At 58.8% G+C, this 16213-nt stretch carries 8 protein-coding genes and 6 pseudogenes; all 14 read right to left on the bottom strand.

Annotated elements, in window-relative coordinates; genetic code table 11:
• Positions 1 to 17: 17 nt before the first annotated feature.
• Positions 18 to 131, bottom strand: a pseudogene (locus tag SFA31_RS13390) (hypothetical protein); the annotation flags it as partial.
• A pseudogene (locus tag SFA31_RS13385) lies at positions 131 to 229 on the bottom strand (type VI secretion system baseplate subunit TssF); the annotation flags it as partial. The pseudogenes SFA31_RS13390 and SFA31_RS13385, both read right to left, overlap by 1 nt.
• A gap of 310 nt (positions 230 to 539) precedes the next feature.
• Positions 540 to 3991 (bottom strand): annotated as a pseudogene (locus tag SFA31_RS13380) (ImcF-related family protein).
• Complete coding sequence (locus SFA31_RS13375; RefSeq protein WP_322838423.1) at positions 3975 to 5114, bottom strand: hypothetical protein; 1140 nt, start codon at positions 5112 to 5114, stop codon at positions 3975 to 3977. Before SFA31_RS13375 ends, SFA31_RS13380 begins: the two are co-directional and overlap by 17 nt.
• Positions 5111 to 5368, bottom strand: a complete 258-nt coding sequence (locus SFA31_RS13370; protein WP_322838422.1) for a PAAR domain-containing protein — start codon at positions 5366 to 5368, stop codon at positions 5111 to 5113. The genes SFA31_RS13375 and SFA31_RS13370 overlap by 4 nt, the downstream gene beginning before the upstream one ends.
• Positions 5369 to 5388: 20 nt before the next feature.
• Complete coding sequence (locus SFA31_RS13365) at positions 5389 to 7830, bottom strand: DUF2235 domain-containing protein (RefSeq protein ID WP_322838421.1); 2442 nt, start codon at positions 7828 to 7830, stop codon at positions 5389 to 5391.
• Complete coding sequence (gene tli1, locus SFA31_RS13360; RefSeq protein ID WP_322838420.1) at positions 7818 to 8345, bottom strand: T6SS immunity phospholipase A1-binding lipoprotein Tli1-KP; 528 nt, start codon at positions 8343 to 8345, stop codon at positions 7818 to 7820. The genes SFA31_RS13365 and tli1 (SFA31_RS13360) overlap by 13 nt, the downstream gene beginning before the upstream one ends.
• A 62-nt stretch (positions 8346 to 8407) precedes the next feature.
• A pseudogene (gene tli1 / locus SFA31_RS13355) lies at positions 8408 to 8934 on the bottom strand (T6SS immunity phospholipase A1-binding lipoprotein Tli1-KP).
• An 86-nt stretch (positions 8935 to 9020) separates the two neighbouring features.
• Positions 9021 to 9773, bottom strand: a complete 753-nt coding sequence (locus SFA31_RS13350; protein ID WP_322838419.1) for a DUF4123 domain-containing protein — start codon at positions 9771 to 9773, stop codon at positions 9021 to 9023.
• Entirely contained in the window at positions 9774 to 12152 is a 2379-nt protein-coding gene (locus SFA31_RS13345) for a type VI secretion system tip protein VgrG (protein ID WP_322838418.1), read from the bottom strand. It lies immediately after the preceding gene.
• Complete coding sequence (gene tssH, locus SFA31_RS13340; protein WP_322839301.1) at positions 12149 to 14815, bottom strand: type VI secretion system ATPase TssH; 2667 nt, start codon at positions 14813 to 14815, stop codon at positions 12149 to 12151. Before tssH ends, SFA31_RS13345 begins: the two co-directional genes overlap by 4 nt.
• Positions 14816 to 15102: 287 nt before the next feature.
• Positions 15103 to 15594 carry a type VI secretion system effector Hcp gene (hcp, locus tag SFA31_RS13335; protein WP_322837070.1) on the bottom strand — a complete coding sequence of 164 codons (492 nt, stop codon included), beginning with the start codon at positions 15592 to 15594 and terminating at the stop codon, positions 15103 to 15105.
• A 131-nt stretch (positions 15595 to 15725) separates the two neighbouring features.
• Positions 15726 to 16112 (bottom strand): annotated as a pseudogene (locus tag SFA31_RS13330) (OmpA family protein); the annotation flags it as partial.
• Position 16113: 1 nt separating this feature from the next.
• Positions 16114 to 16197: pseudogene (locus SFA31_RS19100) on the bottom strand (hypothetical protein); the annotation flags it as partial.
• Between the last annotated feature and the right edge of the window lie 16 nt (positions 16198 to 16213).

Raw genomic sequence — 16213 nt, 5'->3', positions numbered from 1 at the left:
GCGGTTTTTCAGGGTGGCTCCACGCCTCGCAGCAGATAGCCTTGCTCAAAACGCTGCAGGCGATGATGTTCGACCCGCTAAATAGATTCCAGACGCTGCGCGTTCAGCTCATCTTCCTGCCAGTTATAAAGATGGCCGCCTGCTCGGGGTGAGCCCGGGCAAATTCTTCACCGGCTTCCAGTAAATAGCGCATTTCAGCGTCGTAGTAACGCAGGGTTAAGTCATCCATAATTCTTTCTGTTTAGTTAATTACTGCGTGTTAAGTACGGAGGCAGACTTTGGGAGTCTGGCAGGGTTAAGCAAAAAAAAGAAATCCATCCATGCTGAATACAAAGATTCAATATCGATGCCGACAAGTTTGTTAACCTCCTGCCGGATACGCTGAAAATTATCGTCATCTCCCGGACCTTCTCATGCCAGGCGGGCATCACTGATGTGGATAAGCCAGCGATACCCGCTTTCCGTACATGGCTGCATCTATTTTCACCGCAGCGGTTTGACCGCCTGACAGCCGGCCGCCGGAGCCTGCAAAATGCCGGTTATTCAATCTCGTCCCGCTCGCTGCCTTCCCTGCCGGCTACCAGCGCCCGGGCCATGGCCGCGCTGTCGACGCTGAATATCTGCTCCGGCAGCGTAAAGCCCCGCAGCTCCAGCAGCGCCAGCGGACCTTTACCCAGCTGGGAGCGCAGCACCCACTGCAGCGTGCGGCCATCCGCTGCGGTGAAACTCATCATCCACTGGCTGCGGTCAAGCTGCTGACGCCTGCCCTCATCCAGCCAGCGAATAAAGCCCCAGGTCCCGCTGTAGTCACCAAACAGGCGCGCACCCGCACTGACCGTGGTCCAGGTCAGCATGGTGCCCGGCCTGTACGTGTCTCCCGGCCAGCGAAAGGGCTGCCAGTCGGCCATCTGGTTGAAGTAGCGCAGCTTTTGACCATCAATGGTCAGCTGTGTTTCCACCACGTGCGGCACCGGGCGGGCCTGCAGTTCGAAGCTGATACCCTGACCGCCATCGGTAAACAGAATGTCCGATATCTGGCTCAGCCGGTTAATGGCCCTAAGGAACGCCGGGTTAAAGCTCAGCCCCTGGCTGTTGACCTTATCCGGCACCCACTGACTGCCCTCTTTATGCAGCACTCCGCTGAGCTCCGTGGTCAGGAAGCGCTCTATTCTCCCGCTGTCCTTACGCACAAATTCAGCCAGCATCGGCAGGGAAGCATCGCTTTTACTGACGGCAAACGGAAAACGTCCGTCAAACGCGGTATGCCAGTTCGCAACAATCGAGCGGCTCCACCGGTCATTCAGGCTGGCTGCCGACGGCTGCAAAACGGTTTCCCATGCCTGATTCAGCGGCTGTACAAACATCGTGTTGCCAAAGCCGTTCCACTCTTCGCCGAGGCTTGCCGAAATCAGGCTGCCGTACTGCTGGGTGTCGGTCAGGTCCACGCTTTTGCCCTGGAATACGGTCTGCGCCAGCGCCTGCATCATCTCCTGCGGGTCGGAGGCGCTGGCCACCTGCTGCAAACGCAGGCGCACGCGGGTGATGCGGGTCAGATACGTCTGCAGGCTCAGGGAGTTGTCAGCCGACATAACGTTGCTGCCCTTATTTTTGCCCACAAGCTGCAGCAGCGGGCCAAAGGTTTCATCCAGTGGCCCCTGCGGCCCGGAGGCAGACTGGTCAATCGCCGGTTTATCTTTTCCGCCCACCAGGTCTTTCGCCGATTTGATGAGGGAGTCCGACAGCCTCTCGCTCCGCTGTCCGGTCTGCCCCTGCCAGGCGACGGTATTCACCAGCGCTATTAGCGGGGACTGGCGGACATCGCTCATCAGCGTCAGCTGGTCCGTCACATCGGCAATAGTGTTTGCCGGGTTAAGCCGCAGACCGTTGAGGAAACTCAGCCAGCTGCCGGAAAAATCGGTGAAGTAACGCTGCGTCAGGCGGGCCTTCAGGGCTTCCGGCGACAGGTCTGAGGAGACGGTTTTTCGGCTGTCGCTCAGCACCCAGTCAATTTCATCCCGCCGCGACCTCGCGGCCTTTTCGATGGCCTGCTGAATACCCTCTTCCCACGCCTGGCGGGTAAACATGCCGGGCACAACTTCATCTGTCGTGAACAGCCGCCGCGCATCGGTACCACTGGTCATGTCCTCCAGGGACACATCGGCGAAATTACGGCGCACGGATTTAAGCATATTCTCATACAGGGTGCTTTCCGCGTTACTCCGCCCTATCTGCTGCAGCAGCACCTGGCGACTCTGGCTGACCAGCTGCGCATCCGGCGTGATTTTCCACTGCGGCTGCTCCGGCAGCACGGCGATGTAAAAGGCCCACAAATCCGGCGACAGGCTCTGCCACAGGCCGGCTGAGATACCCGGGTGCGCCGGCTGCACGGTTTTCATGGTCTGCGCGTAATACGCGCCGTCGGCTTATCCGGGCGCGCCATCATCAGCCAGGCCTTCAGCTGGTTATAGCCCGGTTTTGCCAGCGCAGCCCGCTGGTCGCTGTTCGGGGCCGAGTTGGCCAGCGCGCTGAGCTTCTGCATCAGGGCGGCATTTGCCGGGTCGCGTATCAGACGATTGTTCGCCACGCCGTACCAGGGCAGCAGTGCGTCAAGTAGCTGCGGGTTATGGTCCAGACCAAAGCGCTGATACCACGGTGAGCCGTTCTGAATACGATGCTGCAGGCGTCCGGCATCGTTGCGCAGGGCGTGCAGGGCCGTCAGCTGGCTGTCCGAGACGGAAGGATGTTCCACCAGGGCATGCGCCTGCTCTGCAACAGAAACTATCTGTGACCGGTTGAGCGCAAAAGAGAGCAGCATTCCCGCCGCCCAGACGCCGATAATCGCCGTCAGCGCCCAGGCCAGCGCCTGCTCCCACGGCATTCCGACCCGGCGACCGCGTACGCGGGTGCAATCGTCCACAACCCCCTGCCAGGTAACAGATAACGTCAGGGCATGGCGCTGTGATTGCGGGATATATTTTTCGGCCCCGGCAGGGGCAGAGAGTCCGGCATCCTCAATGGCGCCGGATGACTGCCCCTGTGGCAGGCTGAACATCAGGCCACGCAGCGGAATGCGCTGCTGAGAGGCAAACAGCCACGGCGCCAGTTGTTCTGCCCGGCGGGCAATACCGCCCTCTGCAAGGTGCTGACCCAGGCGCAGCAGGAAGTCGTGACCGTTGTTCTCAGCGACCTGGCTCACGCCCTGCGCCCGCAGGGCCGGCAGCATCAGCTCAAGCTGGCGGATAATATCGTCTTCGGCTGCGCGCAGCGGGAAAGCGGCCCCCACCGCCTGCTCAGTGCGGCCGCTCTGCGACCAGCCGCTGTCGCATAATTGCCACAGCCAGACCGGTGCGGAATAGCGGAGCAGTTCGCTGATTTTTTCCAGCCCGCGCAGGTCGCTGTCGCTGATTTGGGGTGTCAGGTTAAACGAGGCAGGCATGACGCGCACAATGCCATCCAGAGGGCGGCCGCGCCGCAGTTTACGCAGCGCGGCGTATTTTTCGCGGTCAGGCTCAGCAGTCAGGCTGCCGCCGTAAATCAGCACGGTACGGCTGCCCTCAAGCCACTGCTCCTTCTGCAGGCCGGGCACCAGTTGCTCAATGGCTGCCTCATCGCCGGTAATCAACAACAGGCGGACTTTGTGGCGCCAGAACAATCTGTAGCGGAGTCGGAGGTATTTTTTCAGAGGCGCATAAGCGTGTTCACCTCTGCTAACTTTTATGGGTTTATGTTTGCGGGATGCCGACGGGCTAACCTTGTCCTTAATCAATAACCGGAAGGCCATAAACCCCAGAACAAGCAGGCTGAGCGCAATTCCCCAAATGATAAAGCCAGAGACGATAAGCGGGCGCAGCGTTTCCCATTCCGTTGAACGTTCGGTCGCCCACAGCCACCACGCCATTCCGCCCAGCAGTACCAGTAAAGTAGTTACAGCAATACATACCGTTGCCGTGGCTGCCCCAGAGATGGCAGCAGGTTTATTGACGTTGTCCATCAGGTTTTATAATTCCAGTTGCGAGGGGGTTCATCGGGTCGCGGGCAATCCAGCCACACGGTTGTTGGTGGTGCTCGGCATAGATTGCGGCCAGCGATAACACGATGAGCGCGTCCATATCGCCGATATCCCCCCAGTTGGCGTCCTGCAGATGCTGACTGACATCCCAGCCACCACTCGCCAGCGCCTTAATGTCGGGCTGGGAAAACAACATACAGGCCTCCGGAGGGTCTTTTATTTCGCTCTGTTCCAGTGCCCGGGCAAACACTGTGGGTAATATGTCGCCTTTTGCTGGCGAAAAAGTTTCACCACGCGTTAGCTGTACCGGGCCATTCCGTCCAGCCAGCCACAGTACGGCTGATTCTCCGGCTGGAAGCGCTGTACCAGGCTGTGCCGCGACCACCAGACATCCGGCGATCAGCATCGTGTCCTCAGGTTTGGCTTCAGCAAGATCGCTCGCTATCTCAGCCAGACTGGCTTCCCCTTGCCAGGGCTCAGGCCGTGCAGGCAGCGCGATTTCCGGGAAAGTGAGTGCCATCTGTGCGCGAAATGCCTGCCAGGTAATATCGGCCCCCTGCCAGTAGCAACGCAAAGGTGACGTGAGTTTTATTTCACTGCGCTGCTTTTGCCACTCAATAACCAGCATTTCCGCCAACCACTTTTCACGTGCGGAGGGATCTATCGCCGAAATTTGCGGCAGTCTCAGCGCACCGCTGCCCCCCTCTTTTTTTTCTTCTGGTGGGCGTTGTTCGCGATTAAGAACACGCAGCCAGTCAACTGAACGCGTACCCGCAGGCCCCAGCAATAGCACTTCCTTTAACCAGAACGACTGCCGGTGCTGTGCCCACCACTGCTGCTGTTCATATGCCACCAGTTGGTAGTAGAAAGCGGCGTTATGCATACTGGTACGATAATACAACAGCCGCACAAGCCAACCAGTGCCCGCCAGCATCAGTGCTACCAGGATACCGAGCGCAACCGGCGAACTTTCACCTTGTGTTGATGGCCATAGTGCGCCCACACCGCCGCAGCTCAGCACCAGTAATGCCGAGGCTGACAGCCACCTGGCTGCAGCGGGTGGCCGCGCCGTTTTGTATTCCGGGTAGACAGGAGCAGATCTCACTGTTCAATACCGCAGTCAGGAAACGAGCTGACCAGCGTACAGCCACAGGCACAGCGGTGGCCGTGCAGCGCTACCGGTTGACCATCAATCATGGTCAGTGAGCTACCTTCAACGATGGTGGTCATCCCATGCTGGTTGCAGCGAACCGAATCCCCTTTGCAGGCAAATCCCTGACCAAAGCACTGATAGTGCCCCCCTAATACCTTACCGCCATATTCCCGCAGCCTGTCCCCTGTGCGAATAACCTTACTCATCAGGTTCTCCTTCCTCTTTCTCAGGCGATCGCCGTCACCACGTTTTCAAGCCAGCTGGCCGGGATCGCAGCCCGCGCACGCGCCAGTTGCTGTTCAGCCACCTGCGCCTTTTGACGGGCAACCACCACACCTGGCTCCCGGGTAAACGCACGTAATTGCTCTCCCCCCGGCAGTTCCGCCACGGGTTCACGGGTGAGCCTGTCCAGTACCTCAACCTGCAGTGAGCGCACCGCGCCTGTCGCAGCCAGCCCTGCCACCTTTCCGGTCAGGCTCTTTTGTCTGAAACTCAGCACTACACCCGTGGTCAGGGTGGCAAACCCGACAAGGTTCCCGGCGATTACCAGCGGTGACAGAGACTTACTACATTTGTCGCTGAAATAAATCATCCGGTAACGGAAGTAGCCGCCCCACATCTCGCGCGTACCCAGCGCCGCGTGCATAAACCAGGCTCGCGAGTCGTGCACCTGGTCGTCGAACAACGCCCTGACCAGCCCGGCAGGCTGCTGCGCATTACTGGCCTCACCGGCTTCCGGGAAAAGCACAGCCTGCCGCGCGTCTCCGTCTGCCTTTATTCGCCGGTATTCCCGGGGTTCATCATCGGTATTGAGAACGAAAACTAGCGGCTGCAGCACGGTATCCAGCACTATCTGCGCCAGGTTCTCCGGGATACGGTAACCGTCGTGGTAATCCTTTCCAAACTCCTTCGCCGCTTCAAACAACTGAGTCTGCGCCATATCCGGGTCGAAATCCTTGATGCCCGGCTGAAGTACCAGCTCATCCATCTTGTCTGCGGACTGTTTTGCTATCTGTTCCTGACGCCTTTTCAGCACTATCCGCTGCTTTTCATCCCGTGCGTCTTCTGCAGCCTTACGCGCGGCGGGCAGCGCTTCGGTATTGGTGGCGCGCTGGTAGAACGGCGTTTTCAGCATCGAACCTCTGGCATAGCGCTCGATACGCCAGGCGGTGAGCCACGCAATCTGGTTTTCAACCACGGTTTCCAGACTGCCGCTGGCACGCGGTGGGTTGTATTCGCAGGCCTCTTCAGGCGTGACTTTTTCTGGCGTGGTCAGATTCAGGGTGAGTTCACGCCACGCGTTGAAGCGTTGAACTAATTCAGGCGCTACTTCAAATTCCAATTGCAGTTCAGGGGACAGCATTCGCCAATTATTTGATTGCAGGTCTTGTGATAATGAAATTGATGGAACTTTAAAGGGGGCACCGACGCTAAAAGCTGAAGAATACATATCATGTAATGTTATCTGTGACAGCAATAAACCGTCATCCTCCCCATTAGCCTTCCCCTGATCCCCCGGCGGATAACCGCCCCCCAGATCCGAGTGCATCCCCGGATACACCACCTCGGTGGCATAGGGCGGGTATTTGCCGTCACTCCGGCGCACCGAGTCGAGCGGAAAGCAGAGGCGCTGCTCATGCCCGGACACCAGATGCACGCATTTTTTTATCAGACCGCCGTAGGTTGCATCGTCCGGCAGCTCCATTGTGCCGTCTGCCCAGGACATATGCCCCTCGGCAACCGGCACCACGTGCGCCACTCCGACGGAGGCCACGGTATCCAGCAGCCCGAGAAACTCCACGCTGACGGGGAGCTGCAGCTCGCCAGTCTGCAGGCACTGTGGGGGCTTTTCGCCTTCCGCTTTCGGCGGGGGCAGCAGCTCGCTCAGCCAGCGTACAAACGTACGCGCCGCGGCAGCGCCGCGGGAAAAGCCGTAAACGTACAGTTTGATGCCTAACAGCTTCGGTTTACCCGGCTCCGGCTGGGTGATCAATGGCTTCAGCTGCGGGGCTAACTCATTCAGTAAGCGGCTGAACTCTTCATAGCGGTTGTGGCTGCCGCCAAACCACAGCCGGTTCCAGCTGGTACCCATTTTACTGAGGGACTTTCGGCTCTCTGCGGTGGTTAACCATTCTTCTGTAGCGGTAAATTTCAGTACATCAATAATGCGCAGCAGCGCCCAGTTAATACGCTCTTCCCCCCTGGTTGCGCCCACCAGCCCCAGGGTGGAATAGTCCGGGTCGTTCACTTCCGGGAACGGGGTGCCCACACCGGGCATGTAGAACTTAAAATATTTCCCGCCGCCGTCTTCAGCACCATCTAACAGTGTTGCCTGCCCGCCAGTCGGTACCCCGCCCGCCGTACCGGTTCCAATAGTGGCACGAAACAACCGCGCGATATTGGTCGGGTGCTTCGGGTCAGACAGCAGCAGATCATTGTTCAGGTTATTCCCCGTACCGTCGAAAAACAGACTGATATGCAGCGTTTTGCAGCACGGCGGCTCCACGCGTCGTCCGGCCGCCAGACACAGTTCCTGGCGGTAGAGCCGCTCGGCGCTGCTCTGCTGATGGCAGCTCTGCCCGACCTGCAGCGCCTGCGTTGGCAGGCGTCCCTGCGCCGGAAACGGCGGCGGAAGCCAGGCTAAATCGGTTTCCTTTATTTCGGACATACTCTGGGCTCCTTCATCCTGATGGGCTCTTTTATCGGGTAATTAGCATTTCCCGGTGACCAGCAGCTGGTCGTCACCTTCACGTCATCGCAGGGTAAAAAGTGCACCGTGATACCGCACACATCCTGGCCGTTATAGTCGGGCACCGGCACGGTTTTGCTGTGCTTGCGATTCTGAGCACTCATTTTTTTCTCCCAGGCTTTATATTTTTCGTAATCAGTAAATCCTGGGAAACCTTCTGTTGATGCCTCCCCACTTTCCCAGTCAATACGTACCGTCATACCCGGCGTCCAGCGGGCGGGCGCGCTGTAGCAGCAGCCACCGCCGCCCCCCTGAAACGGGCCGATAATATCAATCCCCGACTGGTTATCCACGCTGAAGTGGTTAATCGCCCATTTAGTGTGGTTGATGGCTTTAATGGTGCCGCCGCCGCCTCCGGCCTGAGCGGCAGGCTGCGAGCAGCCGGTTAACAGCAGCAGGCCCGCCAGCAGCGGGCTTAACAGTGAATGTTTCATCTGACTTTCCCTGTATAAAGAGGCACTAAACGCTGAGCGGTGGCAGGCTAAACTGGTTTCCTTTATTTCGGACATACCTTCGGCTCCTTCATCCTGATGGGCTCTTTTATCGGGTAACTGGCATTTCTTGGTGACCAGCAGCTGGTTGTCACCTTCACCTCATCGCAGGGCAAAAAGTGCACCGTGATACCGCACACATCCTGGCCGTTATAGTCGGGTACCGGCACGGTTTTGCTGTGCTGGCGTTTTAGAGCTTTTATTTTTTTTTCCATTCCAGATACTTGTCCCAATTTTCATACCCAGGGAAATCCGCTGAATATCCCACCCCGGTTTCCCAGTCAATACGTACCGTCATACCCGGCGTCCAGCGGGCGGGCGCGCTGTAGCAGCAGCCACCGCCGCCCCCCTGAAACGGACCAATAATGTCGATGCCCGACTGGTTATCCACGCTGAAGTGGTTAATCGCCCATTTGGTGTGATTGATGGCTTTAATGGTGCCACCGCCGCCTCCGGCCTGAGCGGCAGGCTGCGAGCAGCCGGTTAACAGCAGCAGGCCCGCCAGCAGCGGGCTTAACAGTGAATGTTTCATCTGATTTTCCTTGTATGAAAAGAGCATTTAAAAAGGGAGGATGTAACGGCGGATAAAACGATTTCTTTTCACCATCAGGCCCTTACTTATGTGTAAAACCACTTTTTCATGACCCAGGCCTCACGTGCTTCATCCAGAATAATGCCCTGATTGGTTGCCTCCACCATGCCCTGGTAACAATCAGAAAAAAGTGCCTGTTGTGATGCATACCTACCCGCTGGCGGTGCACAGTGCGACAGAAGGGTCATGACATCACATATGCACATCAGATACTCAAGCTGGCGATCGCTGAGGTCGATTTTGTTAGGTTTTTCATCGAGGGTCTGGGGCGTACCGCAACCTTGCATACCTCTGGCATTACCATCCATATCCTGCCATGCCCAGAACAGTACAGGGCGCAATAAAGGCTTTTGCTGATCCTCACTAAGGACGTGCGTAAAAAGCACGGGGAAAATCCGCGTATCGTAAAACCGTAAAATCCCGCTCCGCCCTTCCTGAAGAATATCGATACATTGTGTGAACCAGTGAGCCAGGGAAGAAAAAGGCCAGTGTGAACACAACAGCAGCAACGGAGCCTGAACGGCAACTTGCTGACTCATATGTTTCAACCACTGCATCTGCTGAAGATCATCAATTATAATACGTGCAACCAGCGGAGCATCATCGATGATAAACGTTTCCGGAAGCCCGTGATAAAGTGACTGCCACTCCACCGACAGTGCATTCAGTGCCGGAATAACGCTGAAATCCAGCCCTGCCTGGTCAACGATAATATCAAGATAATCAGTTCCGGAAGCCCGGCAGGTAACAGCAACTTCTTCAATCCATTGCGCGGTCATTTATGCCTCCCTAGGTACAAAACCCTGCGCCAGTTCCTGAGCTTTTTTAAGGCACTCTTTGCATACTGATGCCGGCAGTTCTGGCAGAGGAAAATCCTCGCCGGCTGGCCCCTGCAAATCGTGCAGACCTTTAAGACTGATTAATCCCGGCCCGTGAATATGCACCTCTCCCTGTGGCGTAAGACGAATATAAGCCCCACCACAGCCCAGAGTAATCCCGTTTTTTGCCGTCAGTTGCAAATGCCCCTGGGTAGACTGGACGGTGACATCCTTCAGAGATGTCATAGACAACGTATCAGCATGAGACTCTACCGCCAGCGGGCCTTTCGCCGACACCAGACGCATGCCTTCCTGTTGTGCAAGGATTGAAATTGCTTTGCTGGCATTAACCGAATGCCGCTGTGCCGTTGCAATATTCACTTCACCCAGGCTCTGTAAGTACAAACCTTTTCCGCTGTGCAACAGGGTGGTTTCTGGTGTAACGGCAGCAATACCTTTGGGTGCCGCCATCACCAGTGCGGCTTCTTTCAGATTACTGGCCCCGTTAACAAACTCTCTCAGCGACCCCGCATCCGGAGAAAAATTATGATGAGTCTGAGTGATACTTCCCCATTCGGTTATCTGGTTTACAGCCCCTTTCAACAGACTGACTGCCGCCCCCATCTCCAGCACCTGGCCCTGCGCCTGCGGCTGGCCGTCCGCGCTGATAAAAATCCCTTTCTGTGCCCGTATCGCGCCCCGCTCGTCGGTTCTGAGCTCAAAGCCCTCGCCGCGCCGTTGTTTTTCGCTGTCGACAAGGTGCCCCAGATTCAGCTGGCTCTTGCCGCCGTACTCGGTGCTGACCTTGATATGCTCCCTGCCACGCTCATCGTCGAGGCGGATTTTGTTGTTCGCCGGTGTGCGCAGCACGTTACGCTTGTAGTTGCGGATAGTGACGTGGTCGCCGTGCGCCGAGTCGTGCAGCACGCCGGCAATGTACGGCCGGTCCGGGTTTCCGTCCTCAAAGCCAATCGCCACTTCGGTGCCCGCCAGCAGCGGCAGGTGCAGCCCGTAGGTATCCCCCGCATACGGGCGCGACTGGCGCACCCACAGGCTCTCAAACCCGGTCTCCCGGCTGTCCCGGTCAAACAGCATGTTAACCCGGTAGCGACCGTCCCTGTCGATGTGGCCGTAGATGTCATTTTCGGTGGTGCTGGTGACCCGGGCCGGCAGGGTCCCCGCCATCACCGGGCGTGCCCCCGGCTCAGGGCTGAAGCTGAAGTCCGCGCTGTCCGGGATACCCTCAAAATTCACTCCAAAATCTTCGTCACGACGGGCGTGCGTGTGCATTGCGGTCACAACAACGCCCTGACCAAAGACCTCCGCCACTTCGTCTCCGCCCGTCACTTTCAGCAACATACCCGGTACCAGCGTCGGGCAGCTGGTGACGGCTCGGGTCTGCGTCTGACCGTTCAGGTAGCGCTCATGCCGGATACGGGCGTAGAACGCGCCGGACTCCGGCGCCGGGCTGCGCTCATACGCACTGCCCGCCGTCAGGTAGTTATCGGCATAGTGGTAGGCATCACCGTAGGTGGTGACATCCCCGCGCGTCACATCCACCCGGGCGTTCATGTCCTGCGTGGCCTGCCGGTAGTTGTAATCGCGGGTGCTGACCTGCTTCTGCACCACGCTATGATGACTCTCCATTCCCCACACCGCGTCCGCGCCCTGCGAGTGCTGCCCCGACGGCGGCACCGACGGCAGCGTCAGGCCTTTCTCATAGCCCTGCGGCCCGTCACAGAACTCCGCCACGTCAATATTCAGGCGCGTGTCGGTGGTAAAGCGGAACCAGATACCCACCTCTCCCAGCAGGCGGGTGATAAAGTGCAGGTCATCCTCACCGTACTGCATGACCTGCTCGCGGCGCGGGTATTCCTGGCTCAGCGAGAACAGAAAATCCTGCCCGCGCATGCCGTGGCGCTCGCGCAGAATTTTTTCCACGATTTGCGGGACGCTCATGTCCTGGTAGATGGCGTTCTGATGCGAACGGTCCAGCAGCGCCAGGCGTGGCTGCAGCGTCAGGGCGTAACGGGTTTCATCTTTTGATGTGCCGAGGCGTTCAAAGCCGCTCACCACCCCCTGCAGGGTGCGCACCGCCTGCTGGATTTTGATGCCAAAGCCCTGCTCCACCGGCGCCTGCAGCGTCAGGGCAGCGGCTTTCATCAGCATCATTTCCTGACCGAGGGTATGGTCAGCGCTGGTGAACTCAATGCGGTAGCTGAACGGTTTGCTCAGGGCTTCATGGCCTTCAAACGCCAGCACATCAAGCTCTGCTTCACACCCCTTCACCGAAAGCCGGTGATGGCTGTGGCTGAATCTTATCGGAGGATTACCGTTCATGCGTGCACTCCCTGTGGCAGGTCAAACGTCATTCCGACGCCCTCTTCTTCACTCCAGCCGAGCGTCAGAGCCTGCGGTTTCTGCTTCGCCGCCATGTGCGTGAGCAACTGCCGGCTCAGCGCCGGCAGGATTTGCTGGTTCAGCAGGCTGTCGACGTTGCGCGCGCCGGTGTCCGGCAGCAGGCAGGCGGCGGTCAGGGCGTCGTACAGGCTCTCTTCAATATGCGTGCTCAGGCCGTAGTGGCGGCGCAGGCGCTGACTCACCTGCGCGAGCTTCATTTCCACGATGGTGCGCATCGCCGCCTGCGCCAGCGGCCGGTAAATCACGGTCTGGAAGCGCGCCAGCAGCGCCGGCTGGAAGTGGTCACGTAAAATCGGGCGCAGCAGTTCCTGCAGGCTGGCTTCGCCGGCATCCGGCTGTTCATCCAGCAACTGCATGATGTGGTCGCTGCCGAGGTTCGAGGTCATCAGAATGACCGTATTACGGAAGTCGATTTCGCGCCCTTCGCCGTCGCGCATAAAGCCGCGGTCGAACACCTGATAGAACAGGTTCATTACGTCGCGGTGCGCTTTTTCCACTTCATCCAGCAGCACCACGCTGTACGGGCGCTTGCGCACCGCTTCGGTCAGAATACCGCCCTGCCCGTAACCGACGTAGCCCGGCGGTGAGCCTTTTAGCTGGGAAACGGTGTGCGGCTCCTGGTACTCCGACAGGTTGATGGTAATCAGCGATTTCTCCCCGCCGTACAGCACGTCGGCCAGCGCCAGCGCGGTTTCAGTTTTCCCAACGCCGCTCGGGCCAACCAGCAGGAATACGCCCTGCGGGCCGTTTTCTGGCGTCAGCCCGGTCTTCGCCGCGCGCAGGCGCTGAGCGATGGCGTTAAGGGAGACGTCCTGCCCGACCACGCGCCTGCCAATTTCCGTCTCCAGGTTCAGCAGTTCCGACTGCTCGTCTTTCATCAGCGAGGAGAGCGGCACCCCGGTCCAGTCGGCAATCACGCTGGCGACGGTGCGCACATCCACATCCACAGACAGCAGCGGGCTGGTGTGCTGCAGCCCGCTGAGCTGCTGCTGCAGCGCGTAAGCCTCTTCCCGGCGGGCGATATCCTGGCGGCTGGCCAGCAGTTGTTCAGTCAGCTTCTGTTCCTGATGGTAACGGCTTTCCAGCCCGCCGAGCTCCCCGCTCAGGCGCGCCTCTTCCTGCTCAATAGCGGCCAGCCGTTCACCCTGCGCGCCGTCACCGACGGCGACATCTTCCAGCAGCGCCTGTTTTTCCATTTCCAGCGCGGTCATTTGCGCACGCACCCGGGTCAGTGGCTCCGGCACGGTATCAAGGCTCATACGCACCCGCGCGGCGGCGGTATCCAGCAAATCGACGGCTTTATCCGGCAACTGGCGCCCAGTCAGGTAACGGCGGGACAGCGTGACGGCGGCGCGCACTGCCTCATCGGTGATGTGTACATGATGGTGTTCGGCGTAGCGCGATTTCAGGCCCCTGAGCATCAGGCAGGCGGTCTCGTCGTCCGGCTCGTCCACTTTTACCATCTGGAAGCGGCGCTCCAGCGCGGCGTCGCGCTCAAAATACTGCTTATATTCGCTCCAGGTGGTGGCGGCAATGGTGCGCAGCTCGCCGCGCGCCAGCGCCGGTTTCAGCAGGTTGGCCGCATCGGCGCCCCCGGCCTGGTTGCCCGCGCCGATGATGGTGTGCGCTTCGTCAATAAACAGCAAAACCGGCACCGGCGACTGCTGCACCGCATCAATCACGTTTTTCAGGCGCTGTTCAAATTCACCCTTCACACCCGCCCCGGCCTGCAGCAGGCCAAGGTCAAGCGTGCGCAGCGCCACGGGTTTGAGGGAGGCCGGCACATTGCCTTCGGCAATGCGCAGCGCCAGCCCCTCCACCAGCGCGGTTTTCCCGACGCCCGGCTCTCCGACCAGAATCGGGTTGTTCTTGCGGCGGCGCGACAAAATATCCACCATCTGGCGGATTTCCGTGTCCCGGCCAAATACCGGGTCGATTTTGCCTTCCTTCGCTCTGGCGGTCACGTCGAGGGTGAATTTATCCAGCGCGTTCTGCAGGGCCGGGTTCAGCTCACCGGCCTTCAGCCCGTCAGCCCCTGCTTCAGCCCCTGCCGGGCGCCCCACCATTTCCACATCGCCACCCGCGCAGGCGAGCTCTGCTTCCTGCTGCACTTCCGGGCGCTCATCCGACTGCGCGTCGAGCAGCGGCGTTAAGCGCTCAAGCTGGCTCTGCGCCAGGGTCAGCATCGGCCACAGGCCGTCGCAGCGCAGCAGTTTTGGCTTACCGGTCAGCGCCGTCAGCAGATGCAGGCTGCGTATCTGCGCTTCACCACTGAGCGAGGCCAGCAGCCAGGCTTCCTGCAGCAGGCTCAGCATGTTGCCGGAAAGCTGCGGTCGCCCCCGCACCGAACGCGGCAGATTGTCGAGCCAGCCCAGCAGGTCCTGCCACAGCGCATCCATGTCCCATTCGTAGCGGCGCGCCAGCACCGTCAGGTCGCCTTCGCCCTGCTCCAGCAGCTTCAGCAGCCAGTGCTCCGGGTAAATTTCCGCGTGGGCGCGGGTCTGACACAGGGAGGCGGCACCTTCCAGCGCACGGGCGCAGTAAGGATTCAGGCGACGTAACAGAACGGCTGGATTTTCCATGAGTTTCATTCCCTCTCTTTTTGACACGCTACCGCCCCTGGCCGCTAACCGATGCCCATAAGGTCAGTACTGATAAAATGTGTGACTGCTTTGCAAAACGCCCGCAGGGCAGACGTTGTGAAAAGCAGAAAAACGGGCAGGACGCGCTGCCCGTCAGGCGGTTACGCTCAATAGTTCGTGTTGCAGCGAGGCGGCAGGCGAGTGCCTCCCCGGGCGCACAGATAACCGTGTGACCGGGGTGCATGAACACCGCCCGCGCCGCTACGGCGCGAAATATGGCGCATCACTTACGCGGTGGCGCGCTCGTTCCAACTGTCGGAATGAACGATGTTGCCGTCTTTGTAAGACCAGGTGATTTTTTCGTAGCGCAGTTCTATCTGCTCCAGATGGTTATGTTTCTCGTAGGAAGGGTCCTTGATGTCGTGCATTACCGGGTTTACTTTCACCACCTTCACGTTTTCCAGTTTGGTGTTGAAGTACTCCACTTCCTGGCCCGCGTCGTTGATTTTGTACCACTTGAACTCGGCAGACTTCAGTGTCTGGCCGGTGGTAACCGCCTTGTACAGATACGGGCTGGAGGCGTCGATTTCCTTGGTGAACAGGAACGGGGTGTGGATACGGGTACCGGTCAGCTTGCCGGTGTTGTTATCGGTCGGGATGTACAGGTTGTGCTGCTGTGCAACCACTTCAATACTGCCTTCACGATCCTGAACGTCTACAGAGCCTTTCAGGTCCGCGCCGCCGTCGTCTTTCAGCCAAAGATAAACAGGAATTGCCATGTATTACTCTCCATTAATACACTTCATCCTTCAGGCTTTCTGCGGCAGGCTGCTCCGATGATCCGACTGCACTGGGCCGACGGCGTCAGTTATCGCCTCACCGCTACCCAAAAGACTGTGTGTATTTTGTTTTATAAAGCGCCATCATCCTGCGATGGCGCCGGGGTTACGCCCGGTAACTGACAGGCATCGGCCTGCGGCACCAGACTAATTTCGACACGGCGGTTGAGCACCCGGCCCTCCGGCGTGTCATTCGTTGCAATCGGGCGGCTTTCGCCATACCCCTGTACCACAAAGCGGCTTTCCGGCACGTCGCCGGTGTCCCGTATCCAGCCGCGTACCGCCTCGGCGCGCTTCAGGGAGAGGGGTTAATTCAGTTTCGGATTACCGGTGTTATCGGCGTGTCCGCTGGCGACGTTCGGCCAGCCGGGCTTCGCTTTAATACCTGCCGGAGAATTCACTAATAATTTTGTGGAGCCAGTCTTTAGCGCGGATTTACCGGAATCGAGCAGCGATACAATGAGCGTTCCAGCGAGCCTGCTGCTGGAACTGCTGTGGGGCCAGAGCGGCCCCATCCTCCCAAAGTGGACGAAACATTTTCATCCCGGATTTCCTCTTG

Source organism: Erwinia sp. HR93, assembly GCF_034555055.1.
Classification (GTDB): Bacteria; Pseudomonadota; Gammaproteobacteria; order Enterobacterales; family Enterobacteriaceae; genus Apirhabdus; species Apirhabdus apintestini.
Note: the sequence above shows the minus strand (reverse complement) of the source record. Positions and strands in the feature narration are given on the sequence as shown.

What these genes read in the sequence shown, in the direction of transcription:
- SFA31_RS13370 (WP_322838422.1), bottom strand. Translation starts at nt 5,368, where the DNA reads ATGAGTAAGGTTATTCGCACAGGGGACAGGCTGCGGGAATATGGCGGT.
- SFA31_RS13365 (WP_322838421.1), bottom strand. Translation starts at nt 7,830, where the DNA reads ATGTCCGAAATAAAGGAAACCGATTTAGCCTGGCTTCCGCCGCCGTTT.
- tli1 (WP_322838420.1), bottom strand. Translation starts at nt 8,345, where the DNA reads ATGAAACATTCACTGTTAAGCCCGCTGCTGGCGGGCCTGCTGCTGTTA.
- SFA31_RS13350 (WP_322838419.1), bottom strand. Translation starts at nt 9,773, where the DNA reads ATGACCGCGCAATGGATTGAAGAAGTTGCTGTTACCTGCCGGGCTTCC.
- SFA31_RS13345 (WP_322838418.1), bottom strand. Translation starts at nt 12,152, where the DNA reads ATGAACGGTAATCCTCCGATAAGATTCAGCCACAGCCATCACCGGCTT.
- tssH (WP_322839301.1), bottom strand. Translation starts at nt 14,815, where the DNA reads ATGGAAAATCCAGCCGTTCTGTTACGTCGCCTGAATCCTTACTGCGCC.
- hcp (WP_322837070.1), bottom strand. Translation starts at nt 15,594, where the DNA reads ATGGCAATTCCTGTTTATCTTTGGCTGAAAGACGACGGCGGCGCGGAC.